Origin of the sequence: Actinomadura madurae, from assembly GCF_047130825.1 — a bacterium.
In the GTDB taxonomy this organism is placed as follows: domain Bacteria; phylum Actinomycetota; class Actinomycetes; order Streptosporangiales; family Streptosporangiaceae; genus Spirillospora; species Spirillospora madurae.
On sequence record NZ_CP083237.1, the window covers coordinates 6,196,456 to 6,213,103 of the forward strand.

General features: G+C 71.3%; 18 protein-coding genes. 11 read left to right on the forward strand and 7 right to left on the reverse strand.

Features of this window, described 5'->3' with window-relative positions; translation table 11 throughout:
- Window positions 1-4 precede the first annotated feature (4 nt).
- From K8Z49_RS28235 to K8Z49_RS28245, 3 genes are read right to left on the reverse strand one after another with little or no spacing between them, the layout of a single operon-like run.
- Complete coding sequence (locus K8Z49_RS28235; RefSeq protein WP_412515660.1) at window positions 5-1,120, reverse strand: epoxide hydrolase family protein; 1,116 nt, start codon at window positions 1,118-1,120, stop codon at window positions 5-7.
- A gap of 35 nt (window positions 1,121-1,155) precedes the next feature.
- Window positions 1,156-1,854, reverse strand: a complete 699-nt coding sequence (locus K8Z49_RS28240) for a hypothetical protein (RefSeq protein ID WP_021599516.1) — start codon at window positions 1,852-1,854, stop codon at window positions 1,156-1,158.
- A gap of 32 nt (window positions 1,855-1,886) precedes the next feature.
- A complete protein-coding gene (locus K8Z49_RS28245; RefSeq protein ID WP_021599517.1) occupies window positions 1,887-2,669 on the reverse strand; it encodes an SDR family oxidoreductase in 783 nt (260 codons plus the stop codon).
- Between the two features lie 103 nt (window positions 2,670-2,772).
- Here K8Z49_RS28245 and K8Z49_RS28250 point away from each other — a divergent pair, with 103 nt between their 5' ends.
- The 6 genes from K8Z49_RS28250 to K8Z49_RS28275 all read left to right on the forward strand — a co-directional run bounded on the left by K8Z49_RS28250 (window position 2,773) and on the right by K8Z49_RS28275 (window position 9,881).
- Entirely contained in the window at window positions 2,773-3,357 is a 585-nt protein-coding gene (locus K8Z49_RS28250; protein ID WP_021599518.1) for a TetR/AcrR family transcriptional regulator, read from the forward strand.
- 47 nt (window positions 3,358-3,404) lie between these two features.
- A complete protein-coding gene (locus K8Z49_RS28255) occupies window positions 3,405-4,388 on the forward strand; it encodes an NAD-dependent epimerase/dehydratase family protein (protein ID WP_412515661.1) in 984 nt (327 codons plus the stop codon).
- 49 nt (window positions 4,389-4,437) lie between these two features.
- Window positions 4,438-6,063, forward strand: a complete 1,626-nt coding sequence (locus K8Z49_RS28260; protein WP_412515662.1) for an alkaline phosphatase D family protein — start codon at window positions 4,438-4,440, stop codon at window positions 6,061-6,063.
- 159 nt (window positions 6,064-6,222) lie between these two features.
- Window positions 6,223-7,533, forward strand: coding sequence for a sigma-70 family RNA polymerase sigma factor (locus K8Z49_RS28265; protein WP_412515663.1), 1,311 nt, complete (start codon window positions 6,223-6,225; stop codon window positions 7,531-7,533).
- A gap of 276 nt (window positions 7,534-7,809) precedes the next feature.
- Window positions 7,810-9,153 carry an NYN domain-containing protein gene (locus K8Z49_RS28270; protein WP_075022784.1) on the forward strand — a complete coding sequence of 448 codons (1,344 nt, stop codon included), beginning with the start codon at window positions 7,810-7,812 and terminating at the stop codon, window positions 9,151-9,153.
- 80 nt (window positions 9,154-9,233) lie between these two features.
- Window positions 9,234-9,881, forward strand: a complete 648-nt coding sequence (locus K8Z49_RS28275) for a tetratricopeptide repeat protein (protein WP_412515664.1) — start codon at window positions 9,234-9,236, stop codon at window positions 9,879-9,881.
- Between the two features lie 19 nt (window positions 9,882-9,900).
- Here K8Z49_RS28275 and K8Z49_RS28280 read toward each other — a convergent pair whose 3' ends face one another.
- Window positions 9,901-10,428, reverse strand: a complete 528-nt coding sequence (locus K8Z49_RS28280) for a hypothetical protein (RefSeq protein ID WP_021593833.1) — start codon at window positions 10,426-10,428, stop codon at window positions 9,901-9,903.
- Between the two features lie 59 nt (window positions 10,429-10,487).
- Between K8Z49_RS28280 and pyrE the strand changes: the two genes are divergently transcribed.
- The gene (pyrE, locus tag K8Z49_RS28285; protein WP_021593832.1) at window positions 10,488-11,024 is read left to right on the forward strand and encodes an orotate phosphoribosyltransferase; all 537 of its coding nucleotides are present in this window, start codon (window positions 10,488-10,490) and stop codon (window positions 11,022-11,024) included.
- 7 nt (window positions 11,025-11,031) lie between these two features.
- Here the strand turns inward: pyrE and K8Z49_RS28290 are convergent, their stop codons facing one another.
- The gene (locus tag K8Z49_RS28290) at window positions 11,032-11,442 is read right to left on the reverse strand and encodes a RodZ domain-containing protein (protein ID WP_235206550.1); all 411 of its coding nucleotides are present in this window, start codon (window positions 11,440-11,442) and stop codon (window positions 11,032-11,034) included.
- 72 nt (window positions 11,443-11,514) lie between these two features.
- Window positions 11,515-12,240, reverse strand: coding sequence for a DedA family protein (locus tag K8Z49_RS28295; protein WP_021593829.1), 726 nt, complete (start codon window positions 12,238-12,240; stop codon window positions 11,515-11,517).
- 170 nt (window positions 12,241-12,410) lie between these two features.
- Between K8Z49_RS28295 and fbaA the strand changes: the two genes are divergently transcribed.
- From fbaA to K8Z49_RS28315, 4 genes are all read left to right on the forward strand, one after another.
- A complete protein-coding gene (gene fbaA, locus K8Z49_RS28300; protein WP_021593828.1) occupies window positions 12,411-13,433 on the forward strand; it encodes a class II fructose-bisphosphate aldolase in 1,023 nt (340 codons plus the stop codon).
- Window positions 13,434-13,543: 110 nt separating this feature from the next.
- Window positions 13,544-13,993 (forward strand): winged helix-turn-helix transcriptional regulator, encoded by a 450-nt coding sequence (locus tag K8Z49_RS28305; protein WP_021593827.1) that lies wholly within the window; start codon window positions 13,544-13,546, stop codon window positions 13,991-13,993.
- Between the two features lie 82 nt (window positions 13,994-14,075).
- A complete protein-coding gene (locus K8Z49_RS28310) occupies window positions 14,076-14,600 on the forward strand; it encodes a GNAT family N-acetyltransferase (RefSeq protein ID WP_021593826.1) in 525 nt (174 codons plus the stop codon).
- A gap of 58 nt (window positions 14,601-14,658) precedes the next feature.
- Entirely contained in the window at window positions 14,659-15,081 is a 423-nt protein-coding gene (locus tag K8Z49_RS28315; RefSeq protein WP_024936343.1) for a DUF3151 domain-containing protein, read from the forward strand.
- Here the strand turns inward: K8Z49_RS28315 and K8Z49_RS28320 are convergent.
- Window positions 15,068-16,528, reverse strand: coding sequence for an FAD/NAD(P)-binding protein (locus tag K8Z49_RS28320; RefSeq protein WP_412515665.1), 1,461 nt, complete (start codon window positions 16,526-16,528; stop codon window positions 15,068-15,070). The genes K8Z49_RS28315 and K8Z49_RS28320 overlap by 14 nt on opposite strands.
- Between the last annotated feature and the right edge of the window lie 120 nt (window positions 16,529-16,648).

Below are 16,648 nucleotides of genomic sequence, written 5' to 3' on the forward strand. Positions count from 1 at the left end.
GCGATCACCACCTCACCCACAAACTTTCAGACAGTCCCTCGGGGGCTTCGGCGGCGGCGAAGTGGCCGCCGCGGGGGTGTTCCGTCCAGTGGACTAGGTTGTGCTGCTGTTCGGCTATGCGGCGGATGGCGGGGTCGCTGGGGAAGATTGCGATTCCTGTTGGGACGCTGTGGGGTCCGGGTGGTGCTACCGGGGCGGCGCGTACCTCGTAGTAGAGCTGGGCGGATGAGCCGGCGGTGTTGGTGAGCCAGTACAGCGTCACGTTGGTGAGGAGCAGGTCGCGGTTCACGGCGTCCTCGGGGAGCGGTTTGGTCGGGTCCGTCCACTCCCAGAACTTCTCCACGATCCACGCGAGTTGCCCGGTCGGTGAGTCGCTGAGTGCGTAGGCGAGCGTTTGGGGTCGGGTGCTCTGTAGGTCGGCGTAGCCGGTGCCGACCTCGCGGAGGCGTTCCGCTGCGGCGATGCGTGCCCTCTCATCGGGTGTGAGGTTCTGCAGGTCGCCTTCCGGGAAGGCCAGTCCGCCGTTGATATGGACGCCCACTACTTGGTGTGGCGCGATTCGTCCCAGTTCTGGTGACACGATCGAGCCCGTGTCGCCGCCCTGCGCCCCGTAGCGGTCATAGCCGAGGCGGGCCATGAGCGCGGCCCAGGTTCTCGCGATGCGCGCGTGGTTCCAGCCGGGTTCCTTCAGCGGGGTGGAGAATCCGAAGCCCGGGACGCTCGGCGCCACGATGTGGAACGCGTCGGCCGGGTCGGCGCCGTTGGCGCGCGGGTCGGTGAGCGGTCCGATGATGTCGGTGTACTCGACGATCGAGCTCGGCCACCCGTGCGTGAGGATCAGCGGTAGGGCGTCCGGTTCCGGCGACCGCACGTGGAGGAAGTGGACGGGCTGGCCGTCGATTTCCGTGATGAACTGCGGGAAGCGGTTGAGCCTGGCTTCGTGGTCTCTCCAGCGGTAGGTCAGCCAGTACTCCGCGAGGCCTGCGAGGTAGTCGACCGGGACGCCGCGTTCCCAGCCGGTCCTTGGCACCTGGGACGGCCAGCGTGTGCGCTCCAGGCGGCGGTGCAGATCGTCCAGCTGACGCTGTGGCACGTCGATGACGAAGTCGTGGACTTCCACGCGTTCAGAATATCCTCGTTGGGCGAGGATATTCGTCAGCCGTTGAGCCAGTCGGCGGGGAAGTCGTCTCGGAAGCGGTCGAGGGTCTCTTCGTCCTGGGCGCGGACGGAGAGCCAGCCGCCGGTGTCCCAGACGAGCACTCCCGGGCCGGTGTAGAAGGCGGACTCGCCGTCCGGGTATGCCGGGAAGGGCAGGCGGGTGAAGCGGCGGGCCAGTTCGTCGCCGTCCTCGTAGTCGCCGGAGTCGCAGACGGGTTCCTCCGCCAGGAGCGACTCCGTCAGGACGATCTCGATGCAGGAGATGGAGAAGGCGTCCAGCCAGCCCTCCCAGCGCTCGGCCTCCTTGTCTGCGAGGTCGGGACGCGTGCGGACGGGCGGGTCCGCCTGGTCGAGGTCGGCGAGGAGGACGCCCCACGACGCGGCGCCCTGGTTCTCCTCGCGGAAGACCAGGGCCTCCTTGCGGTCGTCCACGTAGAACTCGCCGGGGCTCAGGAGGTGGTGCATGTTGCTGTGCAGGTCGAAGCGGCGGCCGAAGAGGGTGTACGCCTCGCGCAGGGCGGCGGGCAGGCGTATGCCGAGGGCCTCCTCGGCCGCGGTCAGTTCGGTCTCCGGCGTGCCGTCGCCGGCCGTCAGCGGGGTGGACCAGGCTTCGGCGAAGCCACGGATGTACTCCCAGGCCGCCGCCCGGTCGGCCAGCGCGCCCGGGAGGTCGCGGACGAGCTCGAATGAGGTCACGCAGGCGAAGCTACTCCGTTCGTCCGACACCGTCAGGCGGTCTTGATGGCGCCTCCGTCGATGACGTGGTCGGCGCCGACCGTGCTGGCCGCGAGCGGCGACGCCAGGTAGGCGATGAGGGCGCCGACCTCGGCCGGTTCCACCATGCGTCCGGTGAGCATGCCCGCGGCGTCCGGCAGGCCGGCCAGGAACTGATCGTGCCGCAGCCCCATCGACGAGGCCAGTTCCGCGCCGTAGCCCTCGGGGGCCTCCCACAACGCGGTCCGGACCGGGCCGGGCGACACCGTGTTGACGCGGACGCCCTGCGGCCCGAACTCCTCGGCGAGGGCCTTGCCGAGCGCCGTCAGCGCGGCCTTGGCGGTCGTGTACGGGACGGGCCCGGAATGCGGGAGGCGCGCTCCGTTGGACGAGACGTTCACGATGACCCCCGAACGCTCCAGCAGGCTCGGCATGGCGGCGCGCGTCGTGCGGACGGCGGCGAAGAGGTTCAGCTCCATGACCTCCTGCCAGCGGGCGTCGTCGAACGCCAGGAAACCGCCCACGGCGCCGCCGTCGCCACCGCCGACGTTGTTGACCAGGACGTCGACGCCGCCCAGCTCGGCGAGCGCGGTCTCGATCAGGCGGGCGGGCCCGCCCGGGTCGGCCAGGTCGACGGCGACGTTGATCGCTCCGGTCTCCGCCGGCTCGGGCGGCGCGGTCCGGGAGGCGGCCACGACGCGCATCCCCTCGGCGGTGAGGGCCCTGACGGTGGCCAGGCCGATCCCCCTGCCGGCACCGGTCACCACCGCGGTCTTGCCGTTCAGTCGCAAATCCATTGAAGACTCCGTAATGCATCGACGTTGATGCGTTCAGCCTAATAACTGCAACACTGATGATGCAAGTAGCGGTTGAGTCGGGACGCGCCTGTACTGTTTAGGGGTGACGAGAGCACTGCGCGCCGATGCCGAACGGACCGTCCGGGCGATCCTGGAAGGGGCCGAGCGGGTCCTGTCGCAGGATCCGGCCGCCTCGATGGAGCGGATCGCGGAGGCCGCCGGGGTCGCCAGGACGACCGTCCACCGGCGCTTCGCCACGCGCGAGGCGCTGATCGACGCGCTGACCCGGTGGGCGGCCGAGCGGTTCGCGGCGGCCGTCGCCGCCGCGCGTGCCGACACCGCGCCGCCGCTCGTCGCGCTCTACCAGGTCACCGCGAACGTGCTCGAAGTGAAGACCGGCTGGGGTTTCGCCATGGGACGGGCGGCATCGTCGTCCGATCCGGAGGTCGCCCGGGTGCACGCGGACGTCCTGCGGGAATGCGACGGCCTGTTCCGCCGTGCCCAGGAGGCGGGCGTGATCCGGCCCGACGTCGACCTGACCTGGGCCCGGCGGGTGTACTACGCCCTCATCCACGAGGTCAGCACGGGCGGTGGGGTGGACGGCGGCGACGACGTCGGCGCCCTCACCAGCCTTGTGGTGGACACGCTGTTGCGGGGAATCGCCACCGAGACCCCGGTTCCGCTGTAAGCGTGCAGACTTTCCGTACAGAACGTACAGAAGGCAGAGTCTTCCCCATGAAACTTCTGATGCTGGGCGGTACGGAGTTCGTCGGACGCGCCATCACCGAGGACGCGCTCGCACGCGGCTGGGACGTGACCGTCTTCCACAGAGGACGCCACGAGCCGCCCCAAGGCGTGGCGTCCCTGCATGGCGACCGGACCACCGAAGACGGTCTGAAGGCTCTCGCCGACGGAAAGTGGGACGCGGTCGTCGACACCTGGTCGGGCGCGCCGTCCGCAGTCCGTGACGCCGCTCGCCTCCTGGAAGGACGCGCAGAACGCTACGTCTACATCTCCAGCCGTTCGGTCTACCGGTTCCCCACGCCGCTCGGTCTGGGCGAAGAGGCGGACGTGGTGGACGGCTCCCCGAACGACGGGGACGTCGACTACGCGACGGCCAAGCGCGGCGGTGAACTGGCGGCACTTGAGACGTTCGGCCAGAAGGCGCTGCTGGTGAGGGCGGGGCTCATTCTCGGCCCGTACGAGAACATCGGCCGGCTCCCCTGGTGGCTGACCCGGATCGCCAAGGGCGGCCCTGTACTGGCACCCGGCCCGCGCGACGCCGGCATGCAGTACATCGACGTCCGGGACCTGGCCGCCTGGACACTCGACGCCGTCGAGCAAGGCCTTGACGGGCCGTACAACCTGGTCAGCCCAGCCGACCACACGACGATGGCCGAGTTGCTGGAAGCGTGCATCGAAGCGACGGGGTCCGACGCCGAGTTGGTCTGGACGGCCCCGGAGACCATCCTCGAAGCGGGTATCCAGCCGTGGGTGCAGCTTCCGGTGTGGCTCCCGCCTGGCGACGACTACGACACGCTGCACCAGGCGAACGTGCAGAAGGCCCTAAACACGGGGCTGCATTGCAGGCCGGTCCAGGAAACGGTGACGGATACCTGGGAGTGGCTCCAGTCCATGGGCGGACGCGCCCCGCAGCGCCCCGACCGTCCGGTGGTGGGGCTGGACCCGGTGACCGAGGCGGCGGTGCTGGGCCGCTGAGACGAGACGAGTGGACGCGGCGCCCCCCGGTCCGCTAGAGAGACGGGGTATGACCGCTTTGGTACTCGGCCCCCACCTCCGCCACGTGAGTCACCGCACCGCGACGATATGGGTGGAGACCGACCGGCCCTGCGAAGTCAGGGTCGTCAGCCGGCAGTACGACCTGGACGCGGGCTCCCGCACGTTCACCGCGCATGGCCACCACTACGCAGTCGTCGAGATCGACGGGCTCGCGCCCGGGGCGCGGATCCCGTACGAGGTGTCGATCGACGGCGAGACCGTCTGGCCGGAGGCCGACACCGGGTTTCCGCCGTCCGAAATCAGGACGCTGACCGAGGACGGCAGGCTCCGCATCTCGTTCGGGTCCTGCCGCCGTTCGCCCGGCACCGTGGAGGAGTTCGGGCACGACGCGCTGACCTCGTTCGCGCACCGGCTGCGGACGGGCGGCGACGCGGTCACCTGGCCGGACCTCCTGCTCATGGTCGGCGACCAGGTCTATGCCGACGAGCTGAGCGACGAGATGCGCGCGTTCATCCGGGGCCGCCGCGCCCAGGGCGAGCCGCCGGACGACGAGGCCGCCGACTTCGAGGACTACACGCACCTGTACAAGCTGGCGTGGCATGACGACCCGGAGGTGCGGTGGCTGCTGTCCACCGTCCCCACGTTCACGATCTTCGATGACCACGACATCCGGGACGACTGGAACACCTCGTACGCGTGGCGCCAGGAGATGTGGTCGCAGCCCTGGTGGAGGGACCGCATCACCGGCGGGATCGGGTCGTACTGGATCTACCAGCATCTCGGGAACCTGTCGCCGCAGGAACGCGCGTCCGACCCGGTCTACAAGGCGGTGCGGACGGCGTCCGACACCACGGGCGACGCGGGCACCGTCCTGGACGAGTTCGCCGAGAAGGCCGACAAGCAGCCGGACAGCACGCGCTGGAGCTACGCCCACGACTGGGGCGGCACGCGCCTCATCGTCGTCGACAGCCGATGCTCCCGGCTGCTCACCGCCGACCGCCGCGGAATGCTCGATGACGACGAGTTCGACTGGCTGGACGGTCAGTGCCAAGGCGGCGTGGACCACCTGCTCATCGCCAGCTCCCTGCCCTACCTGCTCCCCATGGCGATCCACCATGCCGAGTCGTGGAACGAGGCGGTCGCCAGCGGCGCGTGGGGCAAGCGTGGGGCGCGGCTGGCCGAGAAGGTCCGCCAGGCGGCCGACCTGGAGCACTGGGCCGCGTTCGAGAAGTCGTTCCGCGATGTGGCCGCCGACGTCGTCGCCGTGGGACGGGGTGAGCGCGGCCCCGCGCCCGCGAGCATCTCGTTCCTGTCGGGCGACATCCACTACTCGTATCTGGCGCGGGTCACGTCACCCGACACCCGGTCGAAGGTCTCCCAGATCGTCTGCTCCCCCCTGCGGAACCCGCTGGTCGGGAAGTTCCGGTGGGCGAACCGCATCGCCTACTCGCGGGCGACGGGCAGCCCCTTCCGGCTCCTGGCGAAGCTGGCCAAGGTGCCCGCCGTGCCGATCCGGTGGCGCATGACCGACGGCCCATGGTTCGACAACGCCATCGCCACCGTCGAGCTGTCCGGACGTGACTGCACGGTGCGCTGGGAAACCCCGAAGGACGGCGGCAAGCTCACCCAGATGGGGCACGCCGACATCACCTGACACGTGGGGTGCGTTCGTTCCACCCCCTCGACGGAACGAACGCACCCGCTTCACGCACTTCTCCAACGGCGTCGCGTCCGGTCCATGACGCCACTTCGCCCGGCTTTCTGTGACCAAAACGCGCGACAAGCAGTGGTCAACCCGTCACAATGAGCAAGTATGGAGCGAGGAGAGGACGCGCCTGAAACGAGCGGCGCCGGGGTCAGTGATGCCGGGGTCAGTGACGCCGCCCTCATCCGCCGTGCTCGCGACGGCGACGCCTCGGCCTACGGAGCCCTCTACGAACGGCACCTGCCCGCCGCGCGAGGCCTCGCTCGCCATCTGGCCGGACGCGACGCCGCCGACGACGCCGTCCAGGACGCCTTCGCCAGGATCCTTGCCGTCCTGAAGCGCGGCGGCGGGCCCGGATCGGACTTCCGCCCCTACCTGCTCACGGTGGTGCGGCGCACCGTCTACGACCGGCGGCGCACCGACCGGCGCGTCCACCACACCGGCGACATCGAGGCGTTCGATCCCGGGACGCCGTTCGAGGACACCGCCGTCGAGGAACTGGAGCGCTCGCTGGTGGCGCGCGCGTTCCTGTCCCTCCCGGACCGCTGGCAGACGGTCCTCTGGCACACCGAGGTCGAGGGCGCGAAACCGGCCGAGGTGGCCCCGATCCTCGGTGTCACGGCGAACAGCGCCGCCGCGCTCGCGTACCGGGCGCGTGAAGGACTGCGCCAGGCGTACCTGCGCATGCACCTGGACGGCGTCGAGGCGGACGACGCGTGCCGTCCCGTCCAGGAGAAGCTCGGCTCGTACGTGCGGGGCGCGCTCGCCGCCCGCGAAACGCGCCGGGTGAAACGTCACCTGGACGGCTGCAAACGCTGCAAGGCCTTCCACGCCGAGCTGGCCTGCGTGAACTCGGCACTGCGCGACGTCCTCGGCCCTCTCGTCCTGGGCTCGGCCAGTACCGCCTACCTGGCGTCCAAAAGCGGCACCTTGCTGTGGTTCCGGCGTATGCCGATACGCGCCCAGGCGCTCGGCGCGGGCATCGTCGCCGTCGCGGCGGCACTCGCGATGGTGCTGGTGGCCAACGACGAGCCCGCTCCCGCTCCGCGCACGCCACCGGCCGTGGCGATACCGACCGTCCCGGCGGCCGCGCAGCCTCCTCCCCGTCCAGCGACGGGGAACCCGGACCCGAAGTCCGCCCCCGAGCCGACGGCCACACCCAAGCCGGCGACCGCACCCAACCCGAGGACACCACAGCCCAGACCACGCCTTACACCCGACTCACCGCCGCAGCACGTCCCGCCCGAACCAGAAGAACCCGGTGCCCCGCACCAGCCGGCACCCGAAAAGCCCGCCGAAAGACCTGGAGGCTCACCCGTCCAGATCCACCTGCGCGTGACACCGCGCTCCGTGAAGGTGCACGTCCATCTCAGGGGCGACACCGCACTGCATAGGACCCGCCATGACCGGTTGAAGTAAGGGTCGCGGGTACACCGCGACTGAACCGGCGACCTGATTCTTCCCGTAAAGATCCTGCGGAAGCTCAGGGCGGGGCCGGATCGGCTGGTAGCGTCCGCCGCGGCTCCCATCTCACGGTTACTGGGGAGTCGCCAACCGGCGGGTCGCCATGAAAGAGTGGCGAATCGCCGTATTGGCCTACCGGGCAGACGGGCTTCACTACGCTATAAGCGCCCGGGGCCGCTACGCCGATGTGGGCATGCTGTGAGCTCCCGTGTTGAGGAAGGACGGTGTCGCATGGATCGCTGCGCGCTGTTCGTAGACGCCGGCTACCTGCTGGCCGACGGCGCCATGGCGGTGCACGGCACCCGCCATCGCGAGACCGTCTCGTGGGACTTCGGCGGCCTCCTGCAACTCCTGGGCAACCTCGCCAGAGAACGCACCGGCATGCCTCTCCTGCGCTGCTACTGGTACGAGGCGACGGTCGAGGGACGCCGCAACCCCGAGCACGACGCGCTCGCCGACCTCCCCGGCCTCAAGCTGCGGCTCGGCCGGATCCGCCCCGGCCGCCGCGAAGGCGTCGACACCGAGATCCACCGGGATCTGATGACGCTGGCCCGCAACTCCGCGCTCACCGACGCCGTCCTGGTGAGCGGCGACGAGGACCTCGCGCAGGTCATCGCGGACGCCCAGGACTTCGGCGTCCGCGTCACCGTCGTGCACGTCGCCGTCGACGGCAACTGGACGATCTCCCGGGTGCTCCGGCAGGAGTGCGACGACCTCATCGAGATCGGCTCCGGCCACCTGCGCCCCTACGTCAACATGCTCACCGGGATGGACGGGGCGTCCTCGCACGGGACGAGCCCGCTGTCCAACGGGCACGGCTCCGTCAACGGGCACGGCAGCTCGATCGGCCCGCTCCAGACGACCTCGCACAACGGAGGTCCGCCGCCCTCGTCCCCGCTCAGCGGGCAGCCGCCCGCCACCCCGTCCGTCCGCGACCTCGGCCCGGCCATGACCGGCGGGCTGAGCGGCGGGCTGAGCGGCGGGCCCGGGACGACCGGCGGCGTCGGCCCCGGACCGAGCGCGGGCACCGGCCCGATGCCGCTGCCGAACGGCGGCGGGGGCGGCTACTCCGGGTCGTCCTACGGCACCGGCGGGCAGCAGGTCCCGTTGCAACCGGCCCCGGCCGGGCCGTCCTCGACGCAGGCCCCGCAGGCTCCGGCCCCGTCGCCCCCACCGGCGCCGTCCCAGCCACCGCCGAGCCCGCAGTACAGCTCCTCGCCCGTCCCGTCGCCCTCCCCGCCGCCGCCCCCGCAGACCGTGCAGCCCACGGGGCAGCACGGCCCTTACACGGGCCCGCAGCAGGTCTCGCCCGTCCCCGTGCAGCAGACGCCCACGCTCGCGGACGCCGTCAAGGCCGCCCACCAGGAAGGCCAGGACTTCGGCGAGTCCGTCGCCCGCGACGCGCCCGCGCTGTGGCTGGAGGCCGTCCTCGCCCGCAAGCCGCGCATGCCGTCCGACCTCGAAGCGAGGCTGCTGCAGGGCTCCTCGCTGCCCATCGACTTCCTCCTGCACGACGAAGTGCGGCACGCGCTGCGCCGCGGTTTCTGGGACGCGCTAGAACGTTCCCGCAGGTGACCTGACACCTACGCACCGGTATTCCACGATCATCATCGATTCGCCCGCTTCGGTCGCGCGACGGCGGGTAGCGTTGAACCGTGACGCATGTGACGGAAGACGATCTCGACGACCTGGAGTTCGACACCCTGCGCACCGGCGATCACATCTCGGCGGCCCGGCGGCTGTCCGAGCTGGCCGAGTCGGTGTCCGGCGGAGTGTCACGCGCCAACGTCCTGCTGCGGGCCGGCGAGCAGTGGCAGCACGCCGGCGACCACGGCAAGGCGGCCGAGCTGTACCGCAGGGCCATGGAGGACGGCGGCGAGACCTACGGCGACCCGCGCGCCTACCTCGCCGACGCGCTCTTCGAACTGGGCGAGGCCGGCGAGGCCCGCAAGCTCGTCGAGCGGATCCGTGCCGACAAGCCGCGCGACCCCGAGGTGTACCGCACCGTGGCCGAGGTGCTCTACGCCCAGGGCGACGCGACCGGCGCCCACGAATGGGCCACCAGCGGCGCCGACGTCGTCCTCGAACTGCGCGACCGCGCGGTCGGCACCGGCATGGGCGGCGGCCCCGACGAGGCCCCCGCTCCCGACGCCGACTCCCTCACCCCGGGCCCCGACGACGTCGCCCTGGCCGAGGACAGCCTGGAAGCCCTCCTCCGCCTGCGCTACCGCGCCCGCATCGACCTGGGCCGCAGCGAGGACGACTACGACGCCCTCCTGGACGACCTCCTCAAGAACGCGTGATCACCCGGGGCCTGCGGGGCTAGGACAGCCCCAGTACCAGTTCGCTCAGCGACTGCGCGACCGCGGCCGGGGGCTCGTGTTCGGTGACGCGCCAGTCGCGCAGGCGCGCCTCTCTGACGGCCTGGGCGTGGCCGGAGGAGGCGGTGCGGTCCGCATGGGTCCAGAGGTAGCCGCAGGGCGCCTCCGGCCAATCTGGGGGCATGGGGACGTCGTTCTGCGGCTCCGCGTGGTCGTGCGCGAGGCGGCGCGGGAGGTCGGCGTCGATGAACACGTACCCGCGGATGGGGCGGTGGGCGGCGCGCTGCGCGAGGGCGATGCCCGGCACCAGCGGCCCGGCGGCGCCGTGCGCCGCGAGGGTGAGCGGCGGTGCCGGGGCGGTCGCGGCGATGATCAGCGAGACGCGGGCGATGTAGCGGGGGCCGGTGTCGTCCGGGACGTCCGGCGCGACCACGTCCAGCCCGTACGACCGGAGCATCTCGGGCAGATCGCCCCAGGAGGCGGCGGTGGCGTTCGGGGCGTGCAGCAGGACGACGGTTCCGGTGGTCACCCGGCGAACCGTACACGGCGGCACCGGGGGCCCGGCGGGAGGTCATTAGGGTTCTGCACGTGAGCGATCGTGATGAGCTGCTGCAGAAGATCAAGGACAGGGCCGTGGTGCACGGGGACTTCGTGCTGTCCTCGGGCAAGCGGGCGTCCTGGTACGTGGACCTGCGCCGGGTGACGCTGGACGGGGCCGCGGCGCCGCTGGTGGGGCGGGTCATGCTCGACGAGACGGCGGACCTGGACTACGACGCCGTCGGCGGGCTCACGCTCGGCGCGGATCCGGTGGCCGCCGCGATGCTGCACGCCGCGGCGGCGCGCGGGCGCGTGCTCGACGCGTTCGTCGTCCGCAAGGCGGGCAAGGCGCACGGGCTGCAGCGCCGCATCGAGGGCCCGGACGTCGGCGGGCGCCGCGTCCTCGCCGTGGAGGACACCTCCACCACGGGCGGGTCGGTCCTGACCGCGGTGGAGGCGCTGCGGGAGGCGGGCGCGGAGGTGGTGGCGGTGGCGACGATCCTGGAGCGCGGCGCCGCCGGCCGGATCGCCGAGGCCGGGCTGGACTACCGGCACCCGTACGACGTCACCGACCTCGGCCTGGACTAGGCGCGGCTCAGGAGCCGCTGCGGGTCTTGACGAACCATTGGGCGCGCTGGCCGTTCGGCTGGCGCGGTTGCAGCTTGCCGTAGATGACCACCTGCAGGGAGCCGCCGTTGGTGGCGACGACCTGCAGGGGGGCCTCGTCGTACTTGAGCGTGTCCCCGGTGTTGAGGGTGCCGTTGGTGAGCACCTTCCCGCCGGTGTCGGCGACGCGGACGACGACGTTCGTGGGCTGGCCGGTCACGCGGATCACCAGCGGGACCGTCGCCGTCGGCGATGTCGAGGCTGCGTTGCTGCTCGCGGGCGTCCTGGCACCGCTCTCGGAGGGCGAGGCGGCCGTCGACGGCCCCGAGTTCTCGGGCTCGCCTGAGATCGCGTTGACCAGAGCCATGCCGCCGACCACGAGAAGGGCCAAGGCGGCCACCACGGCCAAGGCCGCGATCAGTATGCGCGCGAGACCCCTAGGGTCCGACCGATGACGTCCCACATGGGGAGGTTAGCGATAACTGTCACCGCTGAGCGACGGACGTGACTCTTCGGGGCCATTCTTATTCGGACCCTGGTCCGCTTTGCGCCCCTTGAGGACCTCGCGAATGATCGGAATGACCGACAGGATCAGGATGACCGCGACGCCCGGCAGGATGTACTTCTCGATGTCAGGCACCTCGGAGCCGAGGAAGTGGCCGAGCAGGAACAGGCTGTCGGTCCACACGATGGCGCCGATGGCGTTCCAGATGAAGAATTTTCGCGTGTCCATGCCGAGCATCCCGGCGAGCGGGTTCAGGAACGTCCGCACAATCGGGATGAACCGGGCGAGAACCACCGCCTTCGCGGGCCCGAACCGGTTGAAGTAGTACTCGGCCTTCTCCACCCACTCGTGCTTGAAGATCCGCGAGTCGGGTCTGTCGAAGAGCTTGCGGCCGTAGCGCGCCCCGAGGAAGTGGCCGAGCTGGGCGCCGGCGATCGCCGCGACCGGCCCCCCGATGAGCAGCCAGGGCAGCGACAGGGGCTGGAACTCCTGCCCGTTGACGGTCGAGACCGCCGTGAGGATCCCCGCCGTGAAGAGCAGCGAGTCACCCGGAAGGATGCAGCCGAACAGCAGTCCGGTCTCCGCGAAGATGATGGCGAGCACGCCGATCGTCGCGAACGTGCCGAAAAGCTGCAGCCACGCGGTGGGATGCAGCCACTCGGTGATATTGAGGGGAAGGGTCGTGAGATCCACACCGTGAGCGTACCTTTCCCCACGCTCCGATTAGGCGGGATACTGAGCGCGGACGGCATGCCCGACCCGGAAACCGTGTGACCTGGGCACTCACCTGGGTACTCGGACGACCGGGTGCAACCGCCCGGCCGGATGCCCGGCGGCACCCTGCGTATGAAAGGACGCTGACAATGCCCATCGCAACGCCCGAGGTCTACGCGGAGATGCTCGACCGTGCGAAGCAGGACGGCTTCGCCTTCCCCGCGATCAACGTGACGTCCAGCCAGACGCTGAACGCCGCGCTGCGCGGGTTCGCGGAGGCCGAGAGCGACGGCATCGTGCAGGTGTCCACCGGCGGAGCCGAGTACCTGTCCGGTTCCACGGTGAAGGACATGGTCGTCGGCGCGTCCGCGCTCGCCGAGTACGCCCGCGTCGTGGCCGCCAAGTACCCGGTGAACATCGCCCTGCACACCGACCACTGCCCGAAGGACAAGCTGGACGGCTTCATGCGTCCGCTGATCAAGATCTCGCAGGAGCGGGTGGCGCGCGGCGAGGAGCCGCTGTTCCAGTCGCACATGTGGGACGGGTCGGCGGTCGAGCTGCACGAGAACCTCGACATCGCCTCCGAGCTGCTCGACCAGTGCGCCAAGGCGCGGATCATCATGGAGATGGAGATCGGCGTCGTCGGCGGCGAGGAGGACGGCGTCGCCAACGAGATCAACGAGAAGCTCTACACGACGCCGGGCGACGCGCTCGCCACCGCCGAGGCCGTCGGCGTGGGCGAGCGGGGCCGCTACATCCTCGCGGCGACGTTCGGCAACGTGCACGGCGTGTACAAGCCGGGCTCGGTGAAGCTGCGTCCCGAGGTGCTCAAGGAGATCCAGGACGCGGTCGGCGCCAAGTACGGCAAGGACAAGCCGTTCGACCTGGTCTTCCACGGCGGCTCCGGCTCGACGCTGGAGGAGATCCGCGAGGCGGTGTCGTACGGCGTCGTCAAGATGAACATCGACACCGACACGCAGTACGCGTTCACCCGCCCGGTGGCCGAGCACATGTTCCGCAACTACGACGGCGTGCTGAAGGTCGACGGCGAGGTCGGCAACAAGAAGCAGTACGACCCGCGCTCCTGGGGCAAGGCCGCGGAGGCCGCGATGGCCGCCCGCATCGTCCAGGCCGCCGAGAACCTCCAGTCCGCCGGCCAGAAGCTGAAGTAGGACGGCCGGACCCGGGCCGGGCGGGCGACCGCCCGGCCCGGCCGGGTTCCAGGGGACGCATTCCCTGAGCACGACATCGTTGTTTGATGAAACTCAGGTAGGGTCGGGGTGTGGCACTACCCCGCACCTACGAGTCGCAGAACTGCTCGATCGCCCGCTCGCTGGAGGTCGTGGGCGACCGGTGGACGCTGCTGGTGATCCGGAGCGCCTTCGAGGGCGTCCGGCGCTTCGACGACTTCCAGGACGTCCTGAGCGTGGCCCGCAACGTCCTCACCGACCGCCTCAACCGGCTGTGCGACGAGGGCATCATGCGCCGCGTCCCCTACCAGGTGCGGCCGGAACGGTACGAGTACAGGCTCACCCGCAAGGGCGTCGAGCTGTGGCCGGCGATGATGACCCTGCTGATGTGGGGCGACCGCCACTACGCGCCCGAGGGCGCGCCGGTCATCATCGGTCACCGGGGCTGTGACGGCACGCTGACCAGGCAGTTCACCTGCTCGTCCTGCGGCTCCCACCTGGGCCCGGGCGACGTGGAGCCGCGCCCGGGCCCCGGCGCCTGACCCCCGGTTCACGGAAAGCGCACGCACTTTTTGCCGGCCAATGAGTTGCGTCAAGCAACCCAACTACGCTCCAATGGGTTTTATGAAGCAACTCGATGTGCGCAGCGCCGCCCACATCGCCGCGACGCTCGACGACGTCCGGATCCGCCCGTACGGCCGGACCGACCGCGACCGCGTGCGGCGGATGTCGGACCGGCTGTCCTCCGCCAGCCTCTACACGCGCTTCTTCTCGGGCACGCCGCGGATCCCCGAGCACTACGTCCGGCTGCTGGACGCCCTCGACCACTGGGACCGCGAGGCCCTCGTCGCCCTGGCCGACGGCGAGATCGCGGGCATCGCCGAGTACGCCCGCAACGCCGCGCAGCCCGGCCGGGCCGACCTCGCCGTGCTGGTGACCGACCCCTGGCAGCGCCGGGGGCTGGGCAGCGCCCTCGTCTCCTGCCTGTCCCGGCTCGCCGAGCGGCGGGGCATCCGCGAGTTCGACGCGGACGTCGTCCTCACCAACCGGGACGCGCTGCTGTTCGTCCGGCGCGGCTGGCCCGGCGTCCGCTCGACCAGGGACGGCGGAGCCGCGCATTTCCGGCTGCCGCTCCCCATCCCCGCGTGATCGCGCGAAACGACCGGCCACGCCCCGGGTTGATCCGGGGCGGGCGAGCCCACTTACGATGACCCGCATGACCCAGAACCTGCTCGGCGGCCCTCCTCCGACCGAACTGCCGGACAACACCGAGGCCCGCACGGCCCTGGAGAACGGCGTCGACCCGTTCGAAGTCGCCGCGCGGCACCCGGACTACCCGGCCGCGTGGGCCGAGCTGGCCGACCGCGCCTTCGCCAAGGCGAGCGTCATCGACTCCTACGCGTTCGCCCGCACCGGCTACCACCGCGGCCTCGACCAGCTGCGCCGCGCCGGCTGGAAGGGCCACGGCCCCATCCCGTGGGAGCACGCGCCCAACCGCGGCTTCCTGCGCGCCCTGCACGCCCTCGGCCGCGCCGCCGCCGCCATCGGCGAGGACGACGAGGCCGAGCGCTGCAAGTCCTTCCTGCGCGACAGCAGCGCCACCGCGGCCGACGAGCTCAGCTCCTCCTGACCGGCACGGTCCTCGCGGCGTGCCGCGCCGCGAGGACCGATCGGGCCGCCCGGTGCGCCTGGACGGCGACGCCGGCGATGCCCGACACGATGAAGGGCCCGCCGGCGAGGTCGCCCGCCACGTGGATCCGCGGGTCGGGACGGCCGCCGACGACGAGCCGCCCGGTCTCCGGGTCCGCCACGAGGCCGCCGTCCGGATGCCGCGTCGCCCCCTGGCCGAGCAGGGACGAGACGAGCGGTCCGGCCGGTTCGGGGACCGCGTGCGGCGGCGGGTTCACCGCGTTGATCACGACGTCGGCGGTGCGCACCCCGGCCGCGTGGAGGATGCGGAACCCGCCCCCGGCCTCGATCTTCTCGACCCCGGATACCGCGTCCAGCGTTCCGGCCTCGAACAGCTCCAGGAGCACGGCGGCGTTGAGGGGCACCATCGGCGACGCGAGGCTGGTGATCGTCCGGCCGAGGTCCACGCGGAGCCGCTCCCGGTCGCGCGCGCCGAGCAGCCGCCAGGCCACCGGGCCGGCGGTGTGCGCGGCCTCCTGCAGGATCCGGCGGCCGAGCTGGGGCGCGTCCACCATGGCGAGCTGCTCGCGCAGGTTCGCGACCGGGTCCCGCCGCATCGCCGCGGCGATCCAGGCGGACAGCTCGTCCCAGCTCTCGCCATGATCGGCCAGTTCCGCGCGGATCAGGCCGGCCAGCCGGTCCAGCGTGACCGGCCCGTCCGGCGACGGCAGGCGATCGGGTTTCAGGTGCCGGATGCCGGTGTCGGCCAAGCGCTGCCAGACCAGCGGGAGGGCTCCGCTGCGCGACACCAGGCTGATCCTGCCCGTGTGCCCCCGCGCGGCCAGCGACACCGCGACGTCGACCGCGGTCAGGCCCCCGCCGACGACGGCGACGTCACGGCCGGGCGGGATCCCATCCAGTGTCGACTCCAGCGGGTACGGGTCCGCGACGAAACCCGGCGCGCCCGCCAGCCCGTAGAGGTCCGGGGGCGTACCACCGCCGACGCAGAGCAGGACATGATCGACGATGTGCCGGCGGCCGTCCGAGGTTCGCACGACCGGGCGGGCCTCCAGCGACACCCCGGTCACAGCGGCCTGAACGACCTCCGTCCGGGCGAACCGGGCGAGCGCGGCCTCCGCCGTGTCCACCAGGTACCGCCCGTAAACGGCGCGCGGCGGGACCGGTGCACCGAGCCGCTCATCGAGGTAGGTCCCGGCGGGAGCCCTTTCACCGAGCCAGCGCGCGTAGTGGTCCCGGTCGCCGAACCGGATCGACATGATCTCCGGAGGGGCGTTGACGAGCACGGAATCGAGGTCGGGTCGATAGGGACGGCCGCGCCATGGCAGCGGCGCGGGGTCGAAGACGGTCACCGATCGCACGTCCGAGGGGGCGAGGGCGTCCAGCAGGCCGACGGCCGCCGCACCCGCCCCGATGATGGCCAGATCCATGCCGACGAGCCTCGCCGCCGGGCCGCGCCCGCCCCATCCCCCCGGTCCGGGAACCGGCCCGGACCGGAATCCCCCAAGTGAGGGGTTCGCGCGGCGCGTCCCGGAGGCAGACTTGATCCC

Excerpts from the sequence above, each read along its gene's own strand:
- K8Z49_RS28265 (WP_412515663.1), top strand. The coding sequence starts at position 6,223 with ATGGAGCGAGGAGAGGACGCGCCTGAAACGAGCGGCGCCGGGGTCAGT.
- K8Z49_RS28245 (WP_021599517.1), bottom strand. The coding sequence starts at position 2,669 with ATGGATTTGCGACTGAACGGCAAGACCGCGGTGGTGACCGGTGCCGGC.
- K8Z49_RS28315 (WP_024936343.1), top strand. The coding sequence starts at position 14,659 with ATGACCCGCATGACCCAGAACCTGCTCGGCGGCCCTCCTCCGACCGAA.
- K8Z49_RS28320 (WP_412515665.1), bottom strand. The coding sequence starts at position 16,528 with ATGGATCTGGCCATCATCGGGGCGGGTGCGGCGGCCGTCGGCCTGCTG.
- K8Z49_RS28255 (WP_412515661.1), top strand. The coding sequence starts at position 3,405 with ATGAAACTTCTGATGCTGGGCGGTACGGAGTTCGTCGGACGCGCCATC.
- K8Z49_RS28310 (WP_021593826.1), top strand. The coding sequence starts at position 14,076 with ATGAAGCAACTCGATGTGCGCAGCGCCGCCCACATCGCCGCGACGCTC.
- fbaA (WP_021593828.1), top strand. The coding sequence starts at position 12,411 with ATGCCCATCGCAACGCCCGAGGTCTACGCGGAGATGCTCGACCGTGCG.
- K8Z49_RS28260 (WP_412515662.1), top strand. The coding sequence starts at position 4,438 with ATGACCGCTTTGGTACTCGGCCCCCACCTCCGCCACGTGAGTCACCGC.
- K8Z49_RS28270 (WP_075022784.1), top strand. The coding sequence starts at position 7,810 with ATGGATCGCTGCGCGCTGTTCGTAGACGCCGGCTACCTGCTGGCCGAC.